Origin of the sequence: Bradyrhizobium sp. AZCC 2176 (assembly GCF_036924645.1) — a bacterium.
GTDB lineage: Bacteria > Pseudomonadota > Alphaproteobacteria > Rhizobiales > Xanthobacteraceae > Bradyrhizobium.
Genome location: NZ_JAZHRX010000001.1, coordinates 2,613,408 through 2,635,748, shown reverse-complemented (window position 1 = coordinate 2,635,748; position 22,341 = coordinate 2,613,408). Strand labels below are relative to the sequence as shown.

The following is a 22,341-nucleotide window of genomic DNA, read 5'->3' as shown; positions in this document are numbered from 1 at the left end:
CCCGCGACAAGCGCGGGCATGACGGAGAAAGTCGTGCAGATCAAGAAAAAGGCCCCAGTCGAGACCGGGGCCTGATGTTCGCGGAACGACTCAGCGATACGCTTACTTCTCGCGGTTCTTGAGCGCAGTGCCGAGAATATCGCCCAGCGTCGCCCCCGAATCGGAGGAGCCGTACTGTGCGATGGCCTCCTTCTCTTCGGCGACTTCCAGCGCCTTGATCGAGACCTGCACCTTGCGGGCCTTCTTGTCGAACTGGATCACGCGGGCATCGACCTTCTCGCCGACGGCGAACCGCTCGGCGCGCTGATCGTTGCGGTCACGGGCGAGCTCGGAGCGCTTGATGAAGGTGGTGAAGTCGGTGCCCGAGATCTTCACCTCGATGCCGGCTTCCTTCACTTCGAGCACTTCGCAGGTCACGACCGCGCCCTTCTTGACGTCGCCAGGTTCTGCGAAGGGGTCGCCTTCGAGCTGCTTGACGCCGAGCGAGATGCGCTCCTTTTCGACATCGACGTCGAGCACCACGGCCTTGACCATGTCGCCTTTCTTGAAGTTGTCGATGACCTGCTCGCCCGGAAGCTTCCAGTCGAGGTCGGACAGATGGACCATGCCGTCGACGTCGCCGTCGAGACCGAGGAACAGACCGAACTCGGTCTTGTTCTTGACCTCGCCTTCGACCACCGAACCAACCGGGAACTTCTCGACGAAGACTTCCCAGGGATTGCGCATGGTCTGCTTGAGGCCGAGCGAGATGCGGCGCTTGACCGAATCGACTTCCAGGACCTGCACTTCGACTTCCTGCGAGGTCGAGACGATCTTGCCGGGGTGCATGTTCTTCTTGGTCCACGACATTTCGGAGACGTGGATCAGGCCTTCGATGCCCGGCTCCAGTTCGACGAACGCGCCGTAGTCGGTGATGTTGGTGACGCGGCCGGTGAAGCGCGCGTTCAACGGGTACTTGGCCTCGATGCCCTGCCACGGATCGTCCAGCAACTGCTTCATGCCGAGCGAAATGCGGTGGGTCTCGTGATTGATCTTGATGATCTTGACCTTGACGGTCTGACCGATGGTGAGCACTTCGGTCGGGTGGTTGACCCGGCGCCATGCGATATCGGTGACGTGAAGCAGGCCGTCGATGCCGCCGAGATCAACGAACGCACCGTAATCGGTGATGTTCTTGACCACGCCGTCGATCACCTGGCCCTCTTCGAGGTTCTGCACCAGTTCCTGGCGCTGCTCGGCGCGGGTCTCTTCGAGAACCGTGCGGCGCGACACCACGATGTTGCCGCGGCGGCGATCCATCTTGAGGATCTGGAACGGCTGCGAGTTGTTCATCAGCGGCGCGACGTCGCGGATCGGGCGGATATCGACCTGCGAGCGCGGCAGGAAGGCGACAGCGCCGTCGAGATCGACCGTGAAGCCGCCCTTGACCTGGTTGAAGATGACGCCGTGAACCTTCTCGTTGTTGTTGAAGGCCTTCTCGAGCTTGCCCCAGCTTTCCTCGCGGCGCGCCTTGTCGCGCGACAGCACGGCCTCGCCGAGCGCATTCTCAATCCGGTCGAGGAACACCTCGACCTCATCGCCAACCTTGAGATCGCTTTCACGGCCGGGGCCGGCGAATTCGCGCAGCGCCACGCGGCCTTCGGTCTTCAGGCCGACGTCGATGACGGCCATGTCCTTTTCAATTGCAACCACCTTGCCCTTGATGACGGAGCTTTCCTGCAGATTGCCGCCGGCGAAGGACTCGTCCAGCATTGCAGCAAAATCGTCGCGGGTAGGATTATAAGAAGCAGCAGTCGAAGCCATATGTTCTCCAGATGCGGTATTGCCGGCCATTCGGGTTAAAGGGCGTATCGCGCGTGAAGTGTCGGGGTCCGCAAATCCCAACGACCGCTGTTTGCGGGAGGCGCAAAAGCGGGCCGGCAGCATGCCTGCACGTTCGGTACGTTTGATGTCGCGCATTCCGCAAAAGTGGGTACCGGTTTTGCGAAAGAATGCGCGTAGCGTCAGAAGTCCGGAGCCTGAAACGAGCGTATCGACTTCAAGAACCTGGAGCGGGCTTTCCTCCAATGACAGCGGGGGTTCAAACCTCCCGCCGGCCCGCTCGGACAGCCCTGATCGTATCGATGGCGGCCCGGATGGGCGTGGATATAGCCCCAAGGGCCATTTTCGGCAAGCCGGAAATGCCTAATCTATCGGCCCTTTCGGGCTGGCAGGAGGGCTGCCAAGCCGCTCGAAAATCGTCCCTTTAGCGCTTGGCGCGGACGGCCTCGACGATGGCGATGGCGGCGCGAACGCCGCCTTCGATGTCGAGATGGGAATTATCCAGAATGTGCGCGTCGGCGGCCGCCTTCAGCGGCGCTGCGGCGCGGTTCTTGTCCCGTTCGTCGCGCTTGAGGATATCGGCCAGCACCAGCGCCTCGTCGACCGCTTCGCCGCGCGCGCGGGCTTCCAGCGTCCGGCGGTGGGCCCGCACCTGCGGGTCGGCGACGACAAAGATCTTCACGTCGGCATTCGGGCAGATCACGGTTCCAATGTCGCGCCCGTCGAGCACGGCGCCCGGCGGGTCGGCCGCGAACTGGCGCTGAAAACTGACCAGCGCCTCGCGCACGCGGGGTATTGCCGACACCACTGAGGCGGCATCGCCGATGCGTTGTGTCTTCAGCTCCGGATGCCCGAATTTTTCGGGATCGAGCTCCATCGCAACCGCTACCGCCCGCGCCTCATCGGTGAGGTCAAACCCCTCGTCCAGCAGCGCCTTCGCGACCGCGCGATAGATCACGCCGGTGTCGAGATGGCGATAGCCGTAGTGGTGAGCGAGCCGCTTGCCCAGCGTGCCCTTGCCGGATGCCGCCGGTCCGTCAATGGCGATGATCATGAAAACTCTGCTCCCAGCGAACGCATCATCGGAATGAAATCCGGGAAGCTGGTGGCGATGAAGGCGGTGTCGTCGACCTTAACCGGCTTGTCGGCGGCCAGTCCCATCACCAGCGCGGACATCGCGATGCGGTGATCCATGTGCGTGGCGACGAGGCCGCCGCCGGGCACGTGGCCGCGGCCCTCGACGATCAGATCGTCGCCTGCGACCTCGACCTTGATACCGTTGACGCGCAGCATGTCGGCGGTCGCCTCCAGCCGGTCGGATTCCTTGACGCGCAGTTCCTGCAGGCCGCGCATGATGGTGGCGCCCTCGGCAAAAGAGGCTGCGACCGCCAGCACGAGATATTCGTCGATCATCGAGGGCGCGCGCTCCGGCGGCACCTCGACGCCGCGCAGTTTGGAAGCGCGCACGCGCAAGCGGGCCATCGGCTCGCCGGCGTCGCCGCGGACTTCGCTCTCCTCGATGGAAGCGCCCATCTCGCGCAACGTTGTGAGCAACCCCGTACGCAGCGGATTGGTCATGACGTCGGAGAAGGTCACGTCGGAGCCCTGGACAACCAGCGCCGCCACGATCGGGAACGCCGCCGACGACGGATCGGCGGGCACCACGACGTCAGCGCCATGCAGTTCGGGCTGGCCGGTGAGTGCGATCTTGCGGCCGTGCGGGCCTTCCGTGGTCGAGATGATCTCGGCGCCGAAATGTTTCAGCATCAACTCGGTGTGGTCGCGGCTGGCTTCCTGCTCGATGACCGTGGTGACGCCGGGCGCGGCAAGTCCTGCCAGCAGCACCGCCGACTTGATCTGGGCCGAGGCCACCGGGGTCCGGTAGAGGATCGGCACGGGATCGCGCGCGCCGTGCAGCGTCAGCGGCAGGCGGCCGCCTTCTTTGGCTTCGCCGGCCTTTGCGCCCATCAATTCGAGGGGGTCCAAAATTCGCCGCATCGGGCGGGAGCGCAGCGAGGCGTCGCCATCGAACACCGCCGTGATCGGGCAACCCGCCACCGCCCCCATCACCAGCCGGCACCCGGTGCCGGAATTGCCGAAATCCAGCGGTGAGGCCGGCTGGCCGAAACCCGCCACGCCCACGCCCGCGACCTTCCAGGCAAACGGTCCGGTCCGCTCGACCCTGGCGCCCAGCGCCTGCATCGATTTGGCGGTGTTGAGGACGTCCTCGCCCTCAAGCAGGCCGGAAATCCTGGTTTCGCCGACCGAAAGCGCCCCCAGGATGAGGGCGCGGTGCGAAATCGACTTGTCGCCGGGAACGCGGACCTTGCCGCTCAGGGGGCCGCTTGCGCGGGATTCCAGCGGCGTTTGGGTGTTTGAACGGGTCAAGATTGGGGTCCTCCGCGAGGGCGGCAGTATCACATGGACCCCCGCACGTCACGCTGCCGTCAAATGCGACAAACTGCTATTGACACCAGCCCCTCAACTAGCCAAGTGAAGCACCGTTTTTCAGAATTTCCCAGGATCCACACGTGGCCAAGTCCGATCTCGGAACCAAACGCATTTGCCCGACGACGGGTAAGAAATTCTATGATCTGAACAAGAACCCGGTGATCTCGCCCTACACTGGCGAGGTCGTGCCGATTGCGCCGGTTGCGCCGCCGCGGGCCGCCCGTGGCGATGCCGCACGCGCCGCAGCCGCCGCTTCGGCCACTGCGGCAGCCGACATGCCGGAGGCCGCCGAGGCCGAAGAGCTGGTCTCGCTCGAGGAGGCCGATGCCGAGGAGAATACCGGCAAGGTCAAGGCCGTGGTTCCCGAGTCAGAAGACGACATCGAGATCGACGAAACCATCGAGGACGATGACGACGACGATTCCACCTTCATTCCCGACGAGGAAGAGGGCGATGAGGACGTCACCGACATCATCGGTGATGTCGGAGGCGACGAAGAGACTTGAGATCGGCCCTGAACTGTGGTTCAGGGTCATTGCCCGCACGCTGATTTGAAGCGCTGCGATTCTACGGGGCCATAGCTCAGCTGGGAGAGCGCTTGCATGGCATGCAAGAGGTCGGCGGTTCGATCCCGCCTGGCTCCACCACGCTTCGCCCTTCGGGCTACGCGTGGCGCAGCCGCGCGGTGCCCGAAGAGCGAAGCGTGCCCGGCGTAGCCCAAAGGGCGAAGACGGGCTGGCGCAGCCCGAGACAACCCTTCCCTTGCAGCGCGACTGGCTAGCAGCACGATGTGGTATGTCTACATCATCCGGAGCGTTGAATTTCCCGATCAGGAATACACCGGCGCAACCGAGGATCTGAAACGTCGGATCTCAGACCACAACACCGGCAAATCCGCGCACACCGCAAAATTCAAACCGTGGAAGCTGATCTGGTACTGCGCCTTTCCCGACAAATACAAAGCACTTGAGTTCGAGAAGTACCTAAAATCCCACTCCGGCCGCGCCTTCGCCAAGAAGCGCCTTTAGTGACCGCCCCTACTCATCCAACACCGCATTCAATCGATCGCGCAATGCGACGATCTCGTTCTTCATCGCCATAAGTTCGCCGACCGAGCAGGCTGACGCCGCCAGAATCGATTGCGGCACGGCCCGCGCTTTCTCCTGCAGCGCCTCGCCCCTTGCCGTCAGCGCGATCAGTACCTGCCGTTCGTCTTCGGTGCTGCGTGTGCGCCTGATCAGTTCGGCCGCTTCCAGCCGCTTGAGCAGCGGGGTCAGCGTGCCGGAATCGAGGAACAGCCGCTCGCCGATGTCTTTGACCGGCACGCCGTCGCGCTCCCACAGCACCAGCATGACAAGATATTGCGGATAGGTCAGCCCGAGGCTGTCGAGCAGCGGCTTGTAGACGCGGTTGAAGGCATGCGCGGTGGAGTACACCGCAAAACAGAGCTGATTATCGAGCCTGAGCGGCAGGTCGGCCGAATGCTTTCTAGCCATCACAACCTCTTCATCTGATGGCGCCGTGCCCGGATTCAGCGGCGTAAGCGCCTGATTTCAATTGCATACAATTAAATTGCGCCGACTGCAATAATTTGTATTGTGCACAATCTAATTGTGTGCAATACGGTTGCCACAACAAACCCAAGGGAGACCCAAACATGTCTGTGAACGTGCTCTACAAGACCAGCGCCAAGGCCACCGGCGGCCGCGATGGCACCGCTGCGACCCTCGATGGCGCGCTCGACGTCAAGCTTGCCACCCCGAAGGAACTCGGCGGCGGCGGTGGCGCCGGCAACAATCCCGAGCAACTGTTCGCGGCCGGCTATGCCGCCTGCTTCATCGGCGCGATGAAATTCGTCGCTTCGCAAGGCGGCCCGAAGGTGCCGGCGGACGCCACGGTGACCTCCACCGTCGGCATCGGTCCGCGTTCGGAAGGCGGGTTTGGCCTCGATGTCGAACTCGCCGTCTCGCTGCCCGGCGTTGCCAGGGCGGACGCGGAAGCCCTGGTCGCGAAGGCGCATCAGGTGTGCCCCTACTCCAACGCCACGCGCGGCAATGTGGACGTGCGCCTGACGGTCGTCTGACGACGTGATCCGACCGGCCTGCCGTTGATGCCGGCGGGCTGTTCGCGGCCCTACGGAATTTTCCGTAGCTTTGCTACGGCGGCCGCGTCATGCGCCTGTGCGCGTGACGCCATTGCCGCCGCGCCTGAAGACCGCTAGCTCAGGATTTCCATTGTCATCCTGAGCGAAGGCTTTCTCCATGAGTTCTACCGGCGCAATGACCGGCCTGCGCGTGATCGATCTGACGCGCGTGCTCGGCGGCCCCTATTGCACGCAAATCCTCGCCGACCACGGCGCCGACGTGATCAAGGTCGAACCGCCGGCCGGCGACGAGGTGCGCGACTGGGGCCCTCCCTTCCACGAGGAGGATGCGGCCTATTTCGTCGGCATCAACCGCAACAAGCGCTCGATCGGGCTCGACCTCGCTTCCGAAGGCGGACGCGCGGTGCTGCTGAAAATGCTGGAGACCGCCGACGTCCTGATCGAGAATTTCAAGCCGGGTACGCTCGACAAATGGGGCATCGGCAACGACGTACTGCGCGTGAAATTCCCAAAGTTGGTGCATTGCCGGATCTCCGGCTTCGGCGCCGACGGTCCGCGCGGCGGCAATCCCGGTTATGACGCGATCATCCAGGCCATGACCGGCATGATCGCGGCGACCGGCTCGCCCGAAAGCGGCCCGATGCGGATCGGCGTTCCGCTGGTCGACATCACGACAGGACTTTACGCGGCGATCGGTATTCTGATGGCGCTGTCGGAGCGGCAGCGTTCCGGCCTCGGCCAGTTTCTCGAAACCACGCTGTACGAAACCGGCCTTGCGATCATGCATCCGCACACCGCGAATTATTTCATGCATGGCAAGCCGCCGGGCCTTACCGGCAACGAGCATCCCAATCTCGTGCCGTACGCGATCTTTCCGACCAAGACCGACAATATCTTCATCGGCGTCGGCAATGACGGCACCTTCCGCAAGCTCGCCAAGGAGATCGGCAAGCCCGAGCTGGGCACCGATCCGCGCTTTGCCCGCAACAAGGACCGCATCGCCAACCGCGAGGCGCTGCGCGCCGAACTCGCCGCCGTCTTCAGCCAGCACGAGGCCGAACCGCTCTGCAATCGCCTGCTGGCGGCAGGCCTCCCGGCGGGCCCGGTGCAGAAGATCGACCAGGCACTGGCCAATCCGCATACGCTGCATCGCGGCGATATCATTTCAAAGGACTGGTACAAGGGCGTCGCCTCCCCGATCCGGCTGGAGCGAACCAAGTCGAGCCTGCGGCGGATACCGCCGAAATTCAGCCAGCACACATCAGAGGTGCTGGGCGAGTTTGGCTTCTCGGAGGGCGAGATCGACGCCATGGTCGCCAGCGGCGCAGTCTGCGGCTCCGAGCGCAAGCGCTGACGACAATAGTGTTGTCGTCCCTGCGAACGCCGGGGACCCGGCCCGTTACCCCATCTACGGATCTACGTCCCAACAACGCACCCCCTGTCGTTATGAGCCCGTGCGTTCGCAGGGGCGACGCCGCGTTGCGTTCATCGGTCTTCGCCTATTTTCCGGCTTCCCTCCGCGCCCGCTTTCCCAATACCATCCTTTCGCTTATACGGTCATTTGCACGTCATCCCGCGCTGTTATCGCGCGAAACGAAGGTGACGGCCCCAACCCGGAGGAATTCCATGGCACTTCGACAATTCGGCGCAGCGGCGGCAGTAAGTGTTGCGCTGGCGCTGGCAACGCCTGCCCACGCTGCGACCGAGATCCAGTGGTGGCACGCCATGACCGGCGGCAACAACGACGTCGTCAACAGGCTTGCCGAGGAATTCAACGCCAGCCAGGCCGACTACAAGGTCGTGCCGTCCTACAAGGGTACCTATGCCGACACCATGAACGCCGGCATTGCCGCGTTCCGCGCCGGCAATGCGCCGCATATCATGCAGGTGTTCGAGGTCGGCACCGCCACCATGATGAGCGCCACCGGCGCCATCAAGCCGGTCTACCAGCTCATGAAGGATGCCGGCGAGCCCTTCGACCCCAAGGCCTATCTGCCGACCATCACCGGCTACTATTCGACCTCGAAGGGCGAGATGCTGTCCTTCCCCTTCAACTCGTCCTCCATGGTGATGTGGATCAACAAGGATGAATTAAAGAAGGCCGGCGTCACCGAGATTCCCAAGACCTGGCCGGACGTGTTCGCCGCCGCCAAGAAGCTGAAGGCGGCCGGCCACGACACCTGCGGCTTCTCCAACGCCTGGGTTTCCTGGGCGCATATCGAGCAATTCTCGGCCTGGCACAACGTGCCGATCGGCACCAAGGCCAACGGCCTGGATGGCTTCGATACCGTACTGAAATTCAACTCCCCGCTGCACGTGAAGCATCTGCAGAACCTGGTCGACCTGCAAAAAGAGAAGGTCTACAGCTACGGCGGGCGCGACAGCAAGAACGAGGCCCGCTTCGGCTCCGGCGAATGCGCGATTTTCCTGACCTCGTCGGGCTACTACGGCACCGCGAAGGGCACCGCGAAGTTCGACTTCACCTCGGCGCCGATGCCCTATTACCCTGATGTCGCCGGTGCGCCGCAGAACTCGATCATCGGCGGCGCTTCGCTGTGGGTAATGGGCGGCAAGAAGCCGGAAGAGTACAAGGGCGTCGCAAAGTTCTTTGCCTTCCTGTCCGACACCAACCGGCAGGCCAAGCTGCACCAGGAATCCGGCTATCTGCCGATCACCAAGGCGGCCTACGAGAAGTCGATCAAGGACGGCTTTTACGAGAAGAACCCCACCCTGCAGACTCCGCTGAAGGAGCTCACCAACAAGGAGCCGACCGAGAACTCGCGCGGCCTTCGCTTCGGCAACATGGTGCAGATGCGCGACCTCTGGGCCGAGGAGATCGAGTCGGCGCTGGACGGCAAGAAGACGCCCCAGGAAGCCCTCGACGCAGCGGTGGCGCGCGGCAATGCCATGTTGCGCACCTTTGAGAAGACGGCAAAATAGACTGAGCTACTACCGGCGCTCCCTCCCGTGATCCGGGAGGGAGCGCTTGCATCACCCGGCAGACCGCGGCGCCTGAATGGAAAAGTCCACCGTCTTCAATAACCGCCTGCTGCCGTACCTGCTGCTTTTGCCGCAGCTCGTCATCACTGTCGTTTTCTTCTATTGGCCGGCGAGCCAGGCGGTCTGGCAATCCTTTCTGCGCGAGGATGCGTTCGGTCTCGTCTCCGAGTTCGTCGGTCTGGAAAATTACCAGGCGCTGTTCGCCCAGCCTGAATATTACAAGTCGATGCTGGTAACGGTGATCTTCTCGACGCTGGTTGCCGCGCTCTCGCTCTCTATCGCGCTATTGTTCGCAACGCAGGCCGACAAGAGCCTTAAGGCCGCGCCGGCCTACAAGACGCTGATGATCTGGCCCTATGCTGTAGCGCCCGCGGTCGCCGGCGTGCTCTGGTTCTTCATGTTCCAGCCCTCGCTCGGCATGCTGGCGCGGCCGCTGCGTGGCATGGGCATCGACTGGAATCCGCTGCTCAACGCCAACCATGCCCTGCTCCTCGTGGTGATGGCCGCGGTGTGGAAACAGATCTCCTACAATTTCCTGTTCTTCCTCGCTGGCCTGCAGTCGATCCCGAAAAGCGTGATCGAGGCCGGCGCCATCGACGGCGCCCGCCCGATGCGCCGTTTCTGGACCATTATCTTCCCGCTGCTGTCGCCCACCACCTTCTTCCTGCTCGTGGTCAATATCGTCTACGTCTTCTTCGACACGTTCGGCATCATCGACGCCGTGACCGGCGGCGGCCCCGCCGGGGCCACCACCACCATGGTCTACAAGGTCTATGCCGACGGCCGGCTCGGCGGCGATCTCGGCGGCTCGGCGGCGCAATCGGTGGTGCTTATGGTGATCGTGATCGCGCTGACCGCGATCCAGTTCCGCTATGTCGAGCGCAAGGTGCAATACTGATGGTCGAGCACCGCCCGCTGAGCGATTTCATCGCCTATGCCATCCTGACCCTGGGCGTCTTCATTGTCGCCTTCCCGGTCTGGCTGGCGCTGGTCGCCTCGACCCACGACGCCGCGACCGTGGTCGGCGGCCACATGCCGGCAATGCCCGGTACGCACGCGCTGGAGAATTACTACCGCGCGATCTTCGTCGGCGGTTCGCGCACCAGCCGCGAGCCGGTCGCCAACATGCTGATCAATTCCTTTGTCTCGGCGATCGGCATTGCGGTCGGCAAGATTTTCATTTCGATTCTCTCCGCATACGCGGTCGTCTATTTCCGCTTTCCCTTCCGCAAAACCGCGTTCTGGATCATCTTCATCACGCTGATGTTGCCGGTCGAGGTGCGCATCTATCCGACCTACAAGGTGGTCGCCGACCTCAAGATGCTTGACACCTATGCCGGCCTGATCCTGCCGCTGATTGCGTCCGCCACCGGCACGCTCTTGTTCCGCCAGTTCTTCATGACCGTGCCGGATGAACTCTTGGAAGCCTCGCGCATCGATGGCGCCGGCCCCTTCCGCTTCTTCAAGGATACGCTGCTGCCGCTGTCGGTCACGACCATGGCGGCGTTGTTCGTGATCCAGTTCCTCTATGGCTGGAATCAGTATCTCTGGCCGCTTTTGATCACCACGCAGGATTCAATGCAGACCATCGTGATTGGCATCAAGAAGATGCTGGTGGCCACGGACGAACTCGCCGAATGGCAGCTCGCGATGGCGACCGCGGTTCTCGCCATGCTGCCGCCGGTCGCGGTCGTCATATTCATGCAGCGGCTGTTCGTGCGCGGCCTGGTCCAGACGGAAAAGTGAAATGGCCAACGTCACCCTCCGCAACGTCCGCAAGACCTATGCCGGTGGCTTCGAAGCCATCAAGGGCATCGATTTCGACGTCGGCGACGGCCAGTTCTGCGTGCTGGTCGGCCCGTCCGGCTGCGGCAAGTCCACGCTCTTGCGCATGGTCGCGGGGCTTGAGACCATCACCGGCGGCGAGATCGATATCGGCGGGCGCGTTGTCAACCAGATCGAGCCGGCCGACCGCGACATCGCGATGGTGTTCCAGAACTATGCGCTCTACCCGCATATGAGCGTCTACAACAACATGGCCTACGGCCTGCGCAACCGCCGGATGGCGGAGGGCGAAATCAAGACGCGGGTGGAAGAGGCCGCGCGGATTCTCGAACTCGGCGCCATGCTCGAGCGCAAGCCGCGGCAATTGTCCGGCGGCCAGCGCCAGCGCGTGGCGATGGGCCGCGCCATCGTGCGGCAGCCGAAGGTGTTCCTGTTCGACGAACCGCTGTCGAACCTCGACGCCAAGCTGCGCATCGCCATGCGGGTCGAAATCCGGAAACTGCAGCGCCGCCTCTCGACGACCTCGATCTACGTTACCCACGACCAGCTCGAAGCGATGACGCTGGCCGACATTCTCGTGGTCATGAACGGCGGCCAGGTCGAGCAGATCGGCAATCCGCTCGAGATCTACCAGAAGCCCGCGACCACGTTCGTCGCCTCCTTCATCGGTGCGCCGCCGATGAATCTGATGCCGCTCCGCTCCGACGAACTGAAGTCGCAACTGACCGGCGATGCCCGCATCGCAGAAGCTGCCATTCTCGGCATTCGCCCTGAGGATTTCGTCATCACGAACGAAACGGTTGCCGGCGGCGTGGCGCTCGGCCTTACCGTGGAAGCGATCGAACGCGTCGGCGCCGAAACCTTCATCTACGGCACCCGCCAGCAGGAAGTTCAGGGCGTCGCTGCCACCCCGGGCGAATTGCCGCCGGGGGAAATCATCGTGCGGATTCCCGGCGCCGTCGGTCCGGCGATCGGTGAGCGAATCAGGGCGGTGGCCGCCAGCGACAAGCTGCATCTGTTTACCGCCGACGGCCGCAAGCGTGTGGGTTCCTGAACCGGTCAGTTTCCTGCACAAAAGCCTGTGAAAACCCCGCCGCGGCCGATTTACGCAGCTTTCAGAGGCGCTTGAACCCTTCCCAAATCACCCCCATATTGTTCCTTGACCGGACGGCAAGTCGGCCGGCCGGTTGAATGGGGCGCCGCAAGGGCCCCTCAAAGTCGCTTCGAGAGGACTTTGGAATGTCTCGTGTTCCCTCGTTATCCAGTCCGTTCCTGCTTGGGTTCGACGAAATCGAGCGTGCGCTCGATCGCGTCGTCAAAGGCGCCGACGGTTATCCTCCCTACAACATCGAGCGGTGTGACCGTGCCAACGGTCAGCCCGAACGGTTGCGTATCACGCTCGCGGTGGCGGGTTTTACCCGTGACCAACTTGATGTGACCATTGAGGAAAACCAGCTCGTGATCCGGGGCCGCCAGCAGGACGACAAGGCCCGGCAATACATCCATCGCGGCATCGCCGCGCGCCACTTCCAGCGCACCTTCGTGCTGGCGGAGGGGATGCACGTGCTGGGCGCGGATCTGAAAAACGGGCTGTTGTCGATCGACCTCGCCAGGCCGGAGCCTGAAAGGGTCGTTAAGACAATTGCTATCAATGAGCACGAATAATGGAACAAGTAGCGGACTCGACCGCTTAGACCCAGAAGGAGTCGAGACCATGAGTGACGTGAGTGTTACCTTCGAATCCGAAAAGGTTTCCGTTGAGGCGCTGGCCCATCTCGGTGAAGGCCACATCGCCTACGTGAAACAAGTCCGTTCCGAGGACGTGCCGGGGCTGTTTCCGCAGGCGCCGAAAATCGCGCCAGGGCTGAAACTGTTCGCGCTGCATGCCGCCGACGGCACCCCGATCATGCTGACCGACAGCCGTGAGGCTGCGATCGCCAATGCATGGAGCAACGAGCTTCAGGCCGTCAGCGTGCACTGACGAAACTTCGCCGGCGTCGCTGATCTGATGCCGGGCGAATGTACGAAGAGGGTTTCGGATACGCGGGCATCGCCCGCGTATCTTTCTTCATAACAGTTTTCGATCAGCTTACGCCGCGCGCACGGTCGAGAGGAATTTCTCCACCTCGCCCTTGAGATGATTGCTCTGTCCGAGCAGCGACCGGGCCAGCCCGTGCACATGCGTCGATGCCGCGCCGGTATCGGTCGCTCCGCGATTGACGTCGGTGATGCTGCCGGCGACCTGCGTGGCGCCCTGCGCCGCCTGCTGCACATTGCGGGAGATTTCCTGCGTCGTGGCGCCCTGTTCTTCCACGGCGGCTGCGATCGCCTGCGAGATTTCCGCGATGCGGCCGATGGTGCCGCCGATTTCCTGAATCGCGGATACCGACTGATTGGTCGCCGACTGCATCTGGCCGATCTGCTCGCTGATTTCCTCGGTCGCTTTCGCCGTCTGCGCGGCAAGCGCCTTGACCTCGGATGCGACGACGGCAAATCCCCGTCCCGCCTCGCCGGCGCGCGCCGCCTCGATCGTGGCGTTCAGCGCCAGCAAATTGGTCTGCTCCGCGACCGCGCTGATCATCTTGACCACTTCGCCGATCCGACTGGCGGACTGGGCGAGATCGGCAATCCGCGCATTGGTCTGCTCGACCTGGCTTACCGCCTCGCGCGATATCCTGTGCGAATCCTGCACCTGGCGACTGATCTCCGACACCGATGAGGCCATCTCTTCCGCGGCTGCCGCAGCGGACTGTGCATTGGCAGAGGATTGCTCCGAAGCGGAGGCAACCGTTGCCGAAAGCACCTGGGTCACTTCGGCGGTCTTGGTCAGTTGTCCGGCCGATGATTCGAGTTCGGACGAGGCGGTCGATACGGTCCGGATGATTTTTCCGATCGCAGAATCGAAGCCGTCGGCCATCTGCTGCATCACGGCCTTGCGCTCGCCTTCCGCTTTCTGCTTCAGGCTGGCCTGCTCCTGTTCCATCGACTGAACGCGCAGCGCGTTGTCCTTGAAGACCTGGACCGCGCGCGCCATGGCGCCCACTTCATCGCCGCGGCTGAGCGCCGGAACCGAAACGTTGAGGTCGCCACCCGCGAGCCCCTTCATCACGTCGGTCATTGCGGCGATCGGGCGAATGACGCCGAATGCCACGCCGAAGATGCCCGCGCCGATGACGAGAAACACCGCGGCCGAAACACCCCACAATACAAACGTGAATGTACTGACGCGTCCCGTCGCCGCGACTTCCGTCGCCGCGTTCTGGTCGTTGGTCTGCTTGACGATGTCGTCGATGATGGCGCGGTGCGCGGTGTAGCGCGCGGTGATCTCGTTATAGGATTTTGCGGCTGCGGCGCTGTCGCCCTTGGCGAGCGCGGGCAACAGACCGTCCTGGATCGCAGTCCAGAAGCGACGCACCTCGCTGTCGGATTTCTCCACCAGCTTCGCCTTGAGCACCGGATCGAGATCGGATTTGACCCAGAAATCCCACCGCTCGTCATATTCCTTCTTGAGCTGAGCAAGCCTGTCGCGATGCGCCGCAAGCTGCGCCGGATCGTGCAGCACGAGGGTGGACTCGAGATAGGCTTCGATGACGTATTCCGGTGGTGGCAGAATGTCGGCAATGAGGTCATTGCCGAGCTTGATCTGGTTGTAGAGCGGACCGCCGACCTTGAGCTGTGACAGCCCGTAAACACTGGTGGCAATCACGGCACCCAGACCCAATGCGGTAACCAGTCCAAAAATCAATATTGCGCGCGAAATCGTCAGGCGCAGCGTCATGGCAATGTTCTCCGGGTAAGAATAAATCCCAGCGAACGAAATAGCCGCCATTTAGCTTAAAATTGCGTTTACCCGATGCGCTACCAAACGGAGAATCGCTGGTTCCAGGAACTAGGCCGCGCTCGCCGGCGGCAACGCCAGCACAGAATAGATCGCCTGGGCGTCGCGCGAGGCGCGCAGCTTCTTGGCGACGTCCTGGTCGCGCAACAGCCGCGCGATTCGCGCCAGCGCCTTCAGATGATCGGCGCCGGCGCCTTCCGGCGCCAGCAGCAGGAAGATCAGGTCGACCGGCTGGCCGTCCATTGCCTCGAAATCGATCGGGCGCTCGAGCCGGGCGAACAGCCCGAACAGCTTTTCCAGTTTCGGCAGCTTGCCGTGCGGAATGGCAACGCCGTAGCCGACGGCGGTGGTGCCCAGTTTCTCCCGCTGCAGCAGCACCTCGAACACCGAGCGTTCATTCTGGCCGGTCAAGGCGGAAGCGCGCGCGGCCAGCTCCTGCAGCGCCTGCTTCTTGCTGATCACCTTCAAAGCGGGGAGAATCGCCTCGGGTGCGACCAGATCGGTAATCGTCATGGGGCGTTCCGAGGTGAATTAAGGCGTCAGGTTGCGAGATAGGTTGTAGAACCGGGGCGTCAAGAAGATGAGACAGGAGGCGGGCTTAGATCCGGGTCCCGATTTGGGGGCTTCTACTCCAACGCATGCGCCGTGCCAACTCCCGAAGGACCAGTTCCTGCGCCCTATGCTTAAGGGCGGCGGACCATAGGTAGGGTGGATGGGGGGCGTCAATGCCATGGGGCATATATCTCAGGAGCTAACCGAGGGGGGATCGACCCAGCCGACATTGCCGTCTGCGCGGCGGTAAATGATGTTCACCCGGCCGCTGGAGCCGTGCTGAAACACGACGCAGGCGGCCCCGGTCAGGTCGAGTTCCATGACCGCCTCGCTGACCGAAAGCCGCTTCAGCGACGTGGTCGCCTCGGCAATGATGACCGGGCTATAGGAGGTGACCTCCTCGTCGCCTTCCGCGGGCGCCTCGATCACATAGCTCGGCGCATCGAGCCCGGGCCCATTCATCTCGGCGAGCGCCGCGGAGGCCGCATAGGCCTTGCGGGCGGAGCGGTCCTTCAGCCGGCTCTTGTAGCGGCGCAGGCGCTTCTCGATCATCAGCAGCGCCTGGTCGGCGCTGGCATAGGCATCGGTGGCGTTGGAATCGGCCTCCAGCGTAATCCCGGAATCCAGGTGCAGCGCGCAATCGGTGCGGAAGCCGAAACCGTCCTTGCTGAGCGTAATGTGGCCGGAATAATTGCCGTCGAAATATTTTCTCAAGACCTCATCGGTGCGCTCGCTGACACGCGAACGAAGCGCCTCGCCGACACTGATGCTTTTCCCGGAGATTCGAAGGGTCATTGGATGCCTCGCTGATGCCTCGATTACTCTGGTGTTGCCGGAGCATGATCCCTTTCGGAAAACCGGTGCCGGCTTTCCGGATCACGCTCTGTCGGGAAACCGACACTATCGCGATTTGACGCGAACGCAATCAGGCCGGAGCCGTATCACGGGACCGGTCGGAGTAAGTGGCGGGAGCGGAAAGTGCGTTACCGAGCATGCTCTGTTTATCGCGGCGGCGCTGGACCGAGGACGGGATACGCATCGCTTCGCGGTATTTCGCGACCGTGCGGCGGGCAATATCAATGCCGGATTCGCGCAATCGTTCCACGATGGTATCATCGGAGAGGATCGCGCTTGGGGCTTCCGCATCGATCAATTGCTTGATGTGGTGGCGGACCGCCTCCGCCGAATGCGCTTCCCCACCGTCGGCCGATGCAATCGAGGCGGTGAAGAAATATTTCAGCTCGAAACTGCCGCGATTAGTCGCCATATATTTGTTGGCGGTCACCCGCGACACCGTCGATTCGTGCATCTGGATCGCATCCGCCACCGCTTTCAGATTCAGCGGCCGCAGATGCGCAACGCCGTGCGTGAAGAAGCCGTCCTGCTGGCGGACGATTTCGGTGGCGACCTTCAAAATGGTGCGGGCGCGCTGATCGAGCGCGCGGACCAGCCAGGTCGCGTTCTGCAGACAGTCGCTGAAATAGGATTTGTCGCCGTCCTTGCGGATCGTCTTCGACAGCTCCGTGTAATAGACTTGATTGACCAGCACGCGCGGCAAGGTGTCGCTGTTGAGCTCGACATGCCAGCCGCCATCCGGCCCCGGGCGCACATAGACGTCAGGCACCATGGTCTGCGTGCGCGCCGAGCCGAATTTGAGGCCGGGCTTCGGATCGAGCCGCCGGATCTCACCGATCATGTCGGTGATGTCTTCGTCGTCGACGCCGCACAATTTGCGCAGAGACGCAATGTCACGCCTCGCGAGCAGATCGAGATTTTCGACCAGCGCCTGCATGGCGGGGTCGTAGCGGTTGAGTTCGCGAAGCTGGATGGCGAGGCACTCGCTCAGGTTCCGCGCGCAAACGCCGGGCGGATCGAACTTCTGCAGCACTGCAAGCACGGCATCGACGTCCGCCTGCGCGGCGCCGAGGCGCTCGGCGGCCTGTCCCAGATCCGACGGCACGTAGCCGGCATCATCGACGAGATCGATCAGATACTGCCCGATCATGCGCTGCGCCGGCGCGCTGAACGCGACCGCAAGCTGTTCTGCGAGATGGCTGCCGAGCGTTACCTCGGCGGCGACGAAGGCTTCCAGATTGTAATCGTCGTCGTTGGAGGCACCGCCGCCCCATTCGGTGTAGGCGGTCGGTGCCGCGTCCTGCGCGGCGCGCGCGGCGGCTTCGGCGGGCTCTTCGGAAAAGACGTTGTCGAGCGGGCTATCCAGCGTCTGCTCGATCTCGGTACGGCTGCCGAGGTCGCGGTTCAGCCAGTCCTCCTGGCCGGGCTCGAAGGCCTCGCCGCTCAAGCCTGTGGCCATATCGGAGGCATCGCTGCCGCCTTCGTCGCCATAACTGTCGGAATCGGCGAACTCGGCGCCTTGCGCGGCTGGCTCGCCCGCAACCGGGGGTTCGGGGCCGTCGCTGGCGCGCTCCAGCAGCGGATTGCGCTCCAGCTCCTCCTCGACAAAAGCCGACAAATCGAGATTCGACAGTTGCAGCAGCTTGATCGCCTGCATCAATTGCGGCGTCATCACCAGCGACTGCGACTGGCGGAACTCTAATCTTTGCGTCAGCGCCATGAGGCCAAGAACCGATCCACTGAAAGTTGGTCCGATTCTTGCTTATATTAGTCCCAAGCCCTTGTACACGGCTTGACGTATGCAAAAATTGGGCTATAGCGCGATCCGCAAAAATGGGAGCCGGTTTTGCGTCCGGGCGCGTCACAGATTCTTAAGTGAACGCAAGAGCTTACCGCGAAACCGCCCACACCCTGGGGCGTCTCGTGCGCTAGAGCCGGAATTCCTCACCAAGGTAAAGGCGGCGTACATCCGGATCGTTGACGATTTCTTCCGGGCTGCCTTCGGTCAAGATCTGCCCGGCATAGACGATATAGGCGCGGTCGGTCAGGCCGAGCGTTTCGCGCACATTGTGGTCGGTGATCAGGACGCCGATGCCGCGGTTGGTGAGGTGACGGACCAGGTCCTGAATGTCGCCCACCGCGATCGGATCGATGCCGGCGAAGGGTTCGTCGAGCAGCATGTAGTTGGGGCGCGTGGCCAGCGCGCGCGCGATCTCGACGCGGCGGCGCTCGCCGCCTGACAGCGCGATCGACGGCGATTTACGTAACCGCGTGATGTTGAACTCATCGAGCAGCGAATTGAGTTCGGCCTCGCGCTTCTTTCGACTGGGCTCGACCACCTCAAGCACGGCGCGGATATTCTGCTCCACGGTGAGACCGCGGAAGATCGAGGCTTCCTGCGGCAAATAGCCGATGCCGAGCCGCGCGCGCTGATACATCGGCAGCTTGGTGACGTCATGGCCGTCGAGCTCGATGGCGCCGCGATCCGCCTTGATCAGTCCGGTGATCATGTAGAACACCGTGGTCTTGCCGGCGCCGTTCGGACCGAGCAGGCCGACGGCTTCGCCGCGGCGGACATAGATGCTGACGCCGCGCACCACCTGGCGGGTGCCGAAACTCTTTTCAACGCTGTGCACGGCGAGGAGGCCGGGCCGCTTGATCAAGCGCGGCGCTTCGCCGCCATTGGCCTTCGCGTTGGACCTGGGACGGGGCGCCTGCGCGCGAGGACGCGGCTCGCGCGGCGGCTCGACATCGGCGGGCTGCGGCGGCAACTCCAGCCCGGACAGTGAGGCAGAGCGCGCCATCGGCGGCCCATCGCGCACGGGACTAGTCAGCATGTCGCCAAAGGAATCGCCGAGCGCGGTGATGTCGTCGCGCGAACGCGCAAAGCCGGGGGCGCCGCGTTTCGCGGGGCGTCGACGGAACATGCCGAATAAATCCACCATCCCGCTTCGCTTACGCCTTTCACGGTGATTCCGCGACGCGTCCGCCGGCGAATCGCTTCGCTAGCGAACCATGAATGAGTGGATGTCCTCTGCCCAGCGAAACACCCCGCCGTGCGCCCAGTAGATACAGGCTGGCGCCATCGGCTTCAACCGTACGGGCCCCAAATAATATTTAAGATACTGATATATCTTATTTTTTTCCGGGGATTAGCGACGGTATCTGTACCGGAGCCGGAGCCGGCTTCGATCCGCCCGATCCCGACCCGCAATCCTGGCCCTGGATGAACATGCCCTGGACCTTGTTGCTGTCGGATTCGACCCGCGACACACCGGTGGTCATGTCAACCTTGAGGCGGTCGCCCTTGAGCACGTTCTTGCACTGGGTGAGCACGACCCCACCCGCCATGGTGATGAGGTTGGCACGCGGGTCGAAGATCGCGGTCTCGCCGGTCACAACCTGGTCCTTCTGCGTGACCACGACGGAGCCCCTGGCTTCCAGCCGGCGGATCGACGAACTGCCGCCGGGCCCGGGCGTCGCGGACTGCATCGACGCGGATTTCGATCCCTTCGGCGCGGCGGGCGCAGGTGCGGCCTGTGCCGGGCCGGAATCGTAAAACACCACCAGCGACTTCGAGGTCATGATGGTGTCGCCCTGCACGACCTTCACGTTTCCGGAGAAGGTCGCCTCCTTTTTCTTGTCGCGCATTTCGAGCGACGCCGCCTCGATCTGAATCGGCTGGTCGCGGTTCTGCGAAAAGCCCTGCATCGCGTTCGGCACGCCCGACATGGCGCCTTGCGCGAACGCATCACCGGAGGCGGTCAACGCGAGCGCAAGCGCTGCGGCCGCAAAACTGCGCGAGAAGAACTGCATCATAAATTTCATTTCGTGTTGGCGGACTTGCCGGTGACGGACCGCGTCCTCGGCGGTGGCGCTGGTTCAGGCTCGGGCTCAGGCGCCGGAGGGCTTTCCATGACCAGGTTCATCACGACATTGCCTTCGAAGCGCACCACTTCGCCGCTGTTGATGATCCTGAGCCGGTCGGCGGTGAGCGTACCGTTCAGCAATTTGACGTCGACATGCTCGTCCGACGTCACCGTTCCCTTGTTGATGTCGACATAGGCCTGCGAAAGCCTGGCTTCATAGCCGGTGGAGGATTGCAGGAAGATGTCCTTGCGCAGGTCCAGCATCTGCTGCTTGCTGTCGAAAAATCCCGTGCGCGCATCCATCGTCACCGTGCTCTTGTCCTCCATCATCACCTTGGTCCGCAGCGTCCGGAGCTCGACGTGATCGGGGTCGGCCAGGTCCTGGATCGCGGCCTTGGCCCACAATTCGTAGGGGCGCTGGTCGGTCGAAAAGCCGGCGAGGTGCGGCGTTTCCATCGTGATCTTGGTGCCCGACACCACGAGATTGCTCATGTCGACGGGCAGCTTCGCGAGCCCCGTGATGCGGAACGGGTTGAACACCGAGATCGCGACGATACCCGCCATGGCCAGCAGCACGGCCGCCGGGACCGCGACCCGCAGCAACCGCACCATCCGGCTGTGGCGGGCGGCCGCGGCAAAGCGGGCCTCCATTCCGGTGGCATAGGCTGGGTTCTGTATCGAGTTCACCGCGGCTCCAAGGGGCGCCAAGACGCCAAGACAGCGCCATTCTACTCGCAATCGCGGGATTATGCAGCCTGGACACGCGCTATGAGTGTGACCGAAACGGGGCGGAGGGAGCTACCCCGGCGCTTCAAATGGTCTCGGTCACGAATGCGCGAAGATGTCCTCGGCCTCCCAGCCGCCGAGATCGAGCTTGGCCCGGGTCGGCAGGAAGTCGAAGCAGGCCTGCGCCAGAGGCGCGCGGCCTTCGCGCGCAAGCATGGCGTCGAGGCGCTCGCGCAAACCATGCAGATGCAGCACGTCGGACGCCGCATAGGCGAGCTGCGCCTCGCTGAGGCTCGCTGATCCCCAATCGCTTGACTGCTGCTGCTTCGACAGATCGATGTTGAGCACCTCGCGCACCAAATCCTTCAGGCCGTGCCGGTCGGTATAGGTTCGCGTCAGCCGCGAGGCGATCTTGGTGCAATAGACCGGCTGCGGCATCACGCCGAAGGTGTTGTAGAGCGCCGCGAGATCGAACCGCGCGAAGTGAAAAATCTTTATGATGGCAGGATTGGCCAGCAGCGCCTTCAGGTTCGGCGCATCGGTGTGGCCCTTGGGAATCTGGATGACGTCGGCGCTGCCGTCGCCATTCGACATCTGCACCACGCAGAGCCGGTCGCGATGCGGGTTGAGCCCCATGGTCTCGGTATCGATCGCCACCGAATCCTTGTAGCGGGACAAATCGGGCAGATCGCCGCGGTGCAGGCGGATGGTCATGAAGGAAAGCCTCGTGTCTCAGGTCGATTCGACGGAAACACTAGCGCCCGGAGCCGCGGGAGGCGAGCGGGTGAACATGGCTTATAGGACGGGAAATGACGGCTTCGTGGCGATTTTAGTCGCTTATCCGGCGTTCGGCTGCTTTGCGCGCCGTAGAGCCTTGCCGGGATGCCGCCGGTTGCGGCCGGCTTCAAGTCGGCCGAGTCCATTCAGGCCGTCTTCGTCGGGTGATGTCGGTGGCTGAAGCTCCGGACTGTTGGCCCAGCGGTCGAGATTTTCGATGACGTCCGCATGGCTCGCCGCCGCGGCGGCAGCGATTTCTGGCTCTTCGGACAGCTTGCGCGGTAGCTTGATGTTCTCGGTCATGGCATGCTCCACGCCAAAATTATGCCCCCGCGCAGACGATAAATCAACTATTAACATATTGTTTTTATTGATATATTTGTCTTGTTTCGGAATTTCGCGAGATGGAACCAACGCCAGAGACGGACGGGACACACCCACGGTTCCGACCAGGATCCGGCGGTATAGCCCGCCGATCTATCGCGGTCGCGGGGCTGCTCGCGGATCGTCCTGGTCGCAAAAATCCCGCTGCTCGGCTGGTAATTCGATGACCGCGACCTCGC

The 22,341-nt window shown here is 62.9% G+C and carries 23 protein-coding genes and 1 tRNA gene; 11 read left to right on the top strand and 13 right to left on the bottom strand.

Translation table 11 applies throughout. The features are described 5' to 3' along the window. Window positions 1-102 precede the first annotated feature (102 nt). The 3 genes from rpsA to aroA form a co-directional block, all read right to left on the bottom strand. A complete protein-coding gene (rpsA, locus tag V1288_RS12215) occupies window positions 103-1,833 on the bottom strand; it encodes a 30S ribosomal protein S1 (RefSeq protein WP_334357272.1) in 1,731 nt (576 codons plus the stop codon). A gap of 412 nt (window positions 1,834-2,245) precedes the next feature. Then, a complete protein-coding gene (cmk, locus tag V1288_RS12210) occupies window positions 2,246-2,875 on the bottom strand; it encodes a (d)CMP kinase (RefSeq protein ID WP_334357271.1) in 630 nt (209 codons plus the stop codon). Continuing rightward, complete coding sequence (aroA, locus tag V1288_RS12205; RefSeq protein ID WP_334357270.1) at window positions 2,872-4,209, bottom strand: 3-phosphoshikimate 1-carboxyvinyltransferase; 1,338 nt, start codon at window positions 4,207-4,209, stop codon at window positions 2,872-2,874. The genes cmk and aroA overlap by 4 nt, the downstream gene beginning before the upstream one ends. A gap of 143 nt (window positions 4,210-4,352) precedes the next feature. On the opposite strand from aroA, the gene V1288_RS12200 reads away from it, so the two are divergent. The 3 genes from V1288_RS12200 (at window position 4,353) to V1288_RS12190 (ending at window position 5,300) form a co-directional block, all read left to right on the top strand. Beyond that, a complete protein-coding gene (locus V1288_RS12200) occupies window positions 4,353-4,778 on the top strand; it encodes a TIGR02300 family protein (RefSeq protein ID WP_334357269.1) in 426 nt (141 codons plus the stop codon). A gap of 65 nt (window positions 4,779-4,843) precedes the next feature. Then, window positions 4,844-4,919: transfer RNA gene (locus V1288_RS12195), tRNA-Ala, on the top strand. A 141-nt stretch (window positions 4,920-5,060) separates the two neighbouring features. Then, window positions 5,061-5,300, top strand: coding sequence for a GIY-YIG nuclease family protein (locus tag V1288_RS12190; RefSeq protein ID WP_334357268.1), 240 nt, complete (start codon window positions 5,061-5,063; stop codon window positions 5,298-5,300). Between the two features lie 9 nt (window positions 5,301-5,309). Here V1288_RS12190 and V1288_RS12185 read toward each other — a convergent pair whose 3' ends face one another. Then, window positions 5,310-5,768 carry a MarR family winged helix-turn-helix transcriptional regulator gene (locus tag V1288_RS12185; protein WP_334357267.1) on the bottom strand — a complete coding sequence of 153 codons (459 nt, stop codon included), beginning with the start codon at window positions 5,766-5,768 and terminating at the stop codon, window positions 5,310-5,312. Window positions 5,769-5,929: 161 nt separating this feature from the next. Here V1288_RS12185 and V1288_RS12180 point away from each other — a divergent pair, with 161 nt between their 5' ends. The 8 genes from V1288_RS12180 (at window position 5,930) to V1288_RS12145 (ending at window position 13,142) form a co-directional block, all read left to right on the top strand. Continuing rightward, window positions 5,930-6,355: an organic hydroperoxide resistance protein gene (locus tag V1288_RS12180; protein ID WP_334357266.1), complete on the top strand. Its 426-nt coding sequence runs from the start codon at window positions 5,930-5,932 to the stop codon at window positions 6,353-6,355. Window positions 6,356-6,533: 178 nt separating this feature from the next. Continuing rightward, the gene (locus V1288_RS12175) at window positions 6,534-7,730 is read left to right on the top strand and encodes a CaiB/BaiF CoA transferase family protein (protein ID WP_334357265.1); all 1,197 of its coding nucleotides are present in this window, start codon (window positions 6,534-6,536) and stop codon (window positions 7,728-7,730) included. A gap of 272 nt (window positions 7,731-8,002) precedes the next feature. Then, window positions 8,003-9,316 (top strand): sn-glycerol-3-phosphate ABC transporter substrate-binding protein UgpB, encoded by a 1,314-nt coding sequence (gene ugpB / locus V1288_RS12170; RefSeq protein ID WP_334357264.1) that lies wholly within the window; start codon window positions 8,003-8,005, stop codon window positions 9,314-9,316. Window positions 9,317-9,392: 76 nt separating this feature from the next. Further along, window positions 9,393-10,274: a sn-glycerol-3-phosphate ABC transporter permease UgpA gene (gene ugpA / locus V1288_RS12165; protein ID WP_334357263.1), complete on the top strand. Its 882-nt coding sequence runs from the start codon at window positions 9,393-9,395 to the stop codon at window positions 10,272-10,274. Further along, window positions 10,274-11,122: a sn-glycerol-3-phosphate ABC transporter permease UgpE gene (ugpE, locus tag V1288_RS12160; RefSeq protein WP_334357262.1), complete on the top strand. Its 849-nt coding sequence runs from the start codon at window positions 10,274-10,276 to the stop codon at window positions 11,120-11,122. The genes ugpA and ugpE overlap by 1 nt, the downstream gene beginning before the upstream one ends. A gap of 1 nt (window position 11,123) precedes the next feature. After that, window positions 11,124-12,215 carry a sn-glycerol-3-phosphate import ATP-binding protein UgpC gene (locus V1288_RS12155; protein WP_334357261.1) on the top strand — a complete coding sequence of 364 codons (1,092 nt, stop codon included), beginning with the start codon at window positions 11,124-11,126 and terminating at the stop codon, window positions 12,213-12,215. Window positions 12,216-12,400: 185 nt separating this feature from the next. Then, the gene (locus tag V1288_RS12150; RefSeq protein WP_027538067.1) at window positions 12,401-12,826 is read left to right on the top strand and encodes an Hsp20 family protein; all 426 of its coding nucleotides are present in this window, start codon (window positions 12,401-12,403) and stop codon (window positions 12,824-12,826) included. 49 nt (window positions 12,827-12,875) lie between these two features. Then, a complete protein-coding gene (locus V1288_RS12145) occupies window positions 12,876-13,142 on the top strand; it encodes a DUF1150 family protein (protein WP_028347912.1) in 267 nt (88 codons plus the stop codon). Window positions 13,143-13,250: 108 nt separating this feature from the next. Here the strand turns inward: V1288_RS12145 and V1288_RS12140 are convergent, their stop codons facing one another. The 9 genes from V1288_RS12140 to V1288_RS12100 form a co-directional block, all read right to left on the bottom strand. After that, entirely contained in the window at window positions 13,251-14,939 is a 1,689-nt protein-coding gene (locus V1288_RS12140; RefSeq protein WP_334357260.1) for a methyl-accepting chemotaxis protein, read from the bottom strand. Between the two features lie 111 nt (window positions 14,940-15,050). Continuing rightward, on the bottom strand, window positions 15,051-15,512 hold the full coding sequence (gene ptsN, locus V1288_RS12135; RefSeq protein WP_028347914.1) for a PTS IIA-like nitrogen regulatory protein PtsN: 462 nt from the start codon (window positions 15,510-15,512) through the stop codon (window positions 15,051-15,053). A gap of 231 nt (window positions 15,513-15,743) precedes the next feature. Next, entirely contained in the window at window positions 15,744-16,346 is a 603-nt protein-coding gene (gene hpf / locus V1288_RS12130) for a ribosome hibernation-promoting factor, HPF/YfiA family (RefSeq protein ID WP_334357259.1), read from the bottom strand. 130 nt (window positions 16,347-16,476) lie between these two features. After that, the gene (gene rpoN / locus V1288_RS12125; RefSeq protein ID WP_334357258.1) at window positions 16,477-18,126 is read right to left on the bottom strand and encodes an RNA polymerase factor sigma-54; all 1,650 of its coding nucleotides are present in this window, start codon (window positions 18,124-18,126) and stop codon (window positions 16,477-16,479) included. A 208-nt stretch (window positions 18,127-18,334) separates the two neighbouring features. Continuing rightward, window positions 18,335-19,351: an LPS export ABC transporter ATP-binding protein gene (gene lptB, locus V1288_RS12120; RefSeq protein ID WP_334357257.1), complete on the bottom strand. Its 1,017-nt coding sequence runs from the start codon at window positions 19,349-19,351 to the stop codon at window positions 18,335-18,337. Between the two features lie 190 nt (window positions 19,352-19,541). Next, window positions 19,542-20,225 (bottom strand): LptA/OstA family protein, encoded by a 684-nt coding sequence (locus V1288_RS12115; RefSeq protein ID WP_442893940.1) that lies wholly within the window; start codon window positions 20,223-20,225, stop codon window positions 19,542-19,544. Window positions 20,226-20,230: 5 nt separating this feature from the next. After that, window positions 20,231-20,962, bottom strand: a complete 732-nt coding sequence (gene lptC, locus V1288_RS12110; protein ID WP_334357255.1) for an LPS export ABC transporter periplasmic protein LptC — start codon at window positions 20,960-20,962, stop codon at window positions 20,231-20,233. A gap of 138 nt (window positions 20,963-21,100) precedes the next feature. Then, on the bottom strand, window positions 21,101-21,715 hold the full coding sequence (locus V1288_RS12105) for a ribonuclease D (RefSeq protein WP_334357254.1): 615 nt from the start codon (window positions 21,713-21,715) through the stop codon (window positions 21,101-21,103). A 123-nt stretch (window positions 21,716-21,838) separates the two neighbouring features. After that, window positions 21,839-22,081 carry a hypothetical protein gene (locus V1288_RS12100; protein WP_334357253.1) on the bottom strand — a complete coding sequence of 81 codons (243 nt, stop codon included), beginning with the start codon at window positions 22,079-22,081 and terminating at the stop codon, window positions 21,839-21,841. Window positions 22,082-22,341 lie beyond the last annotated feature (260 nt).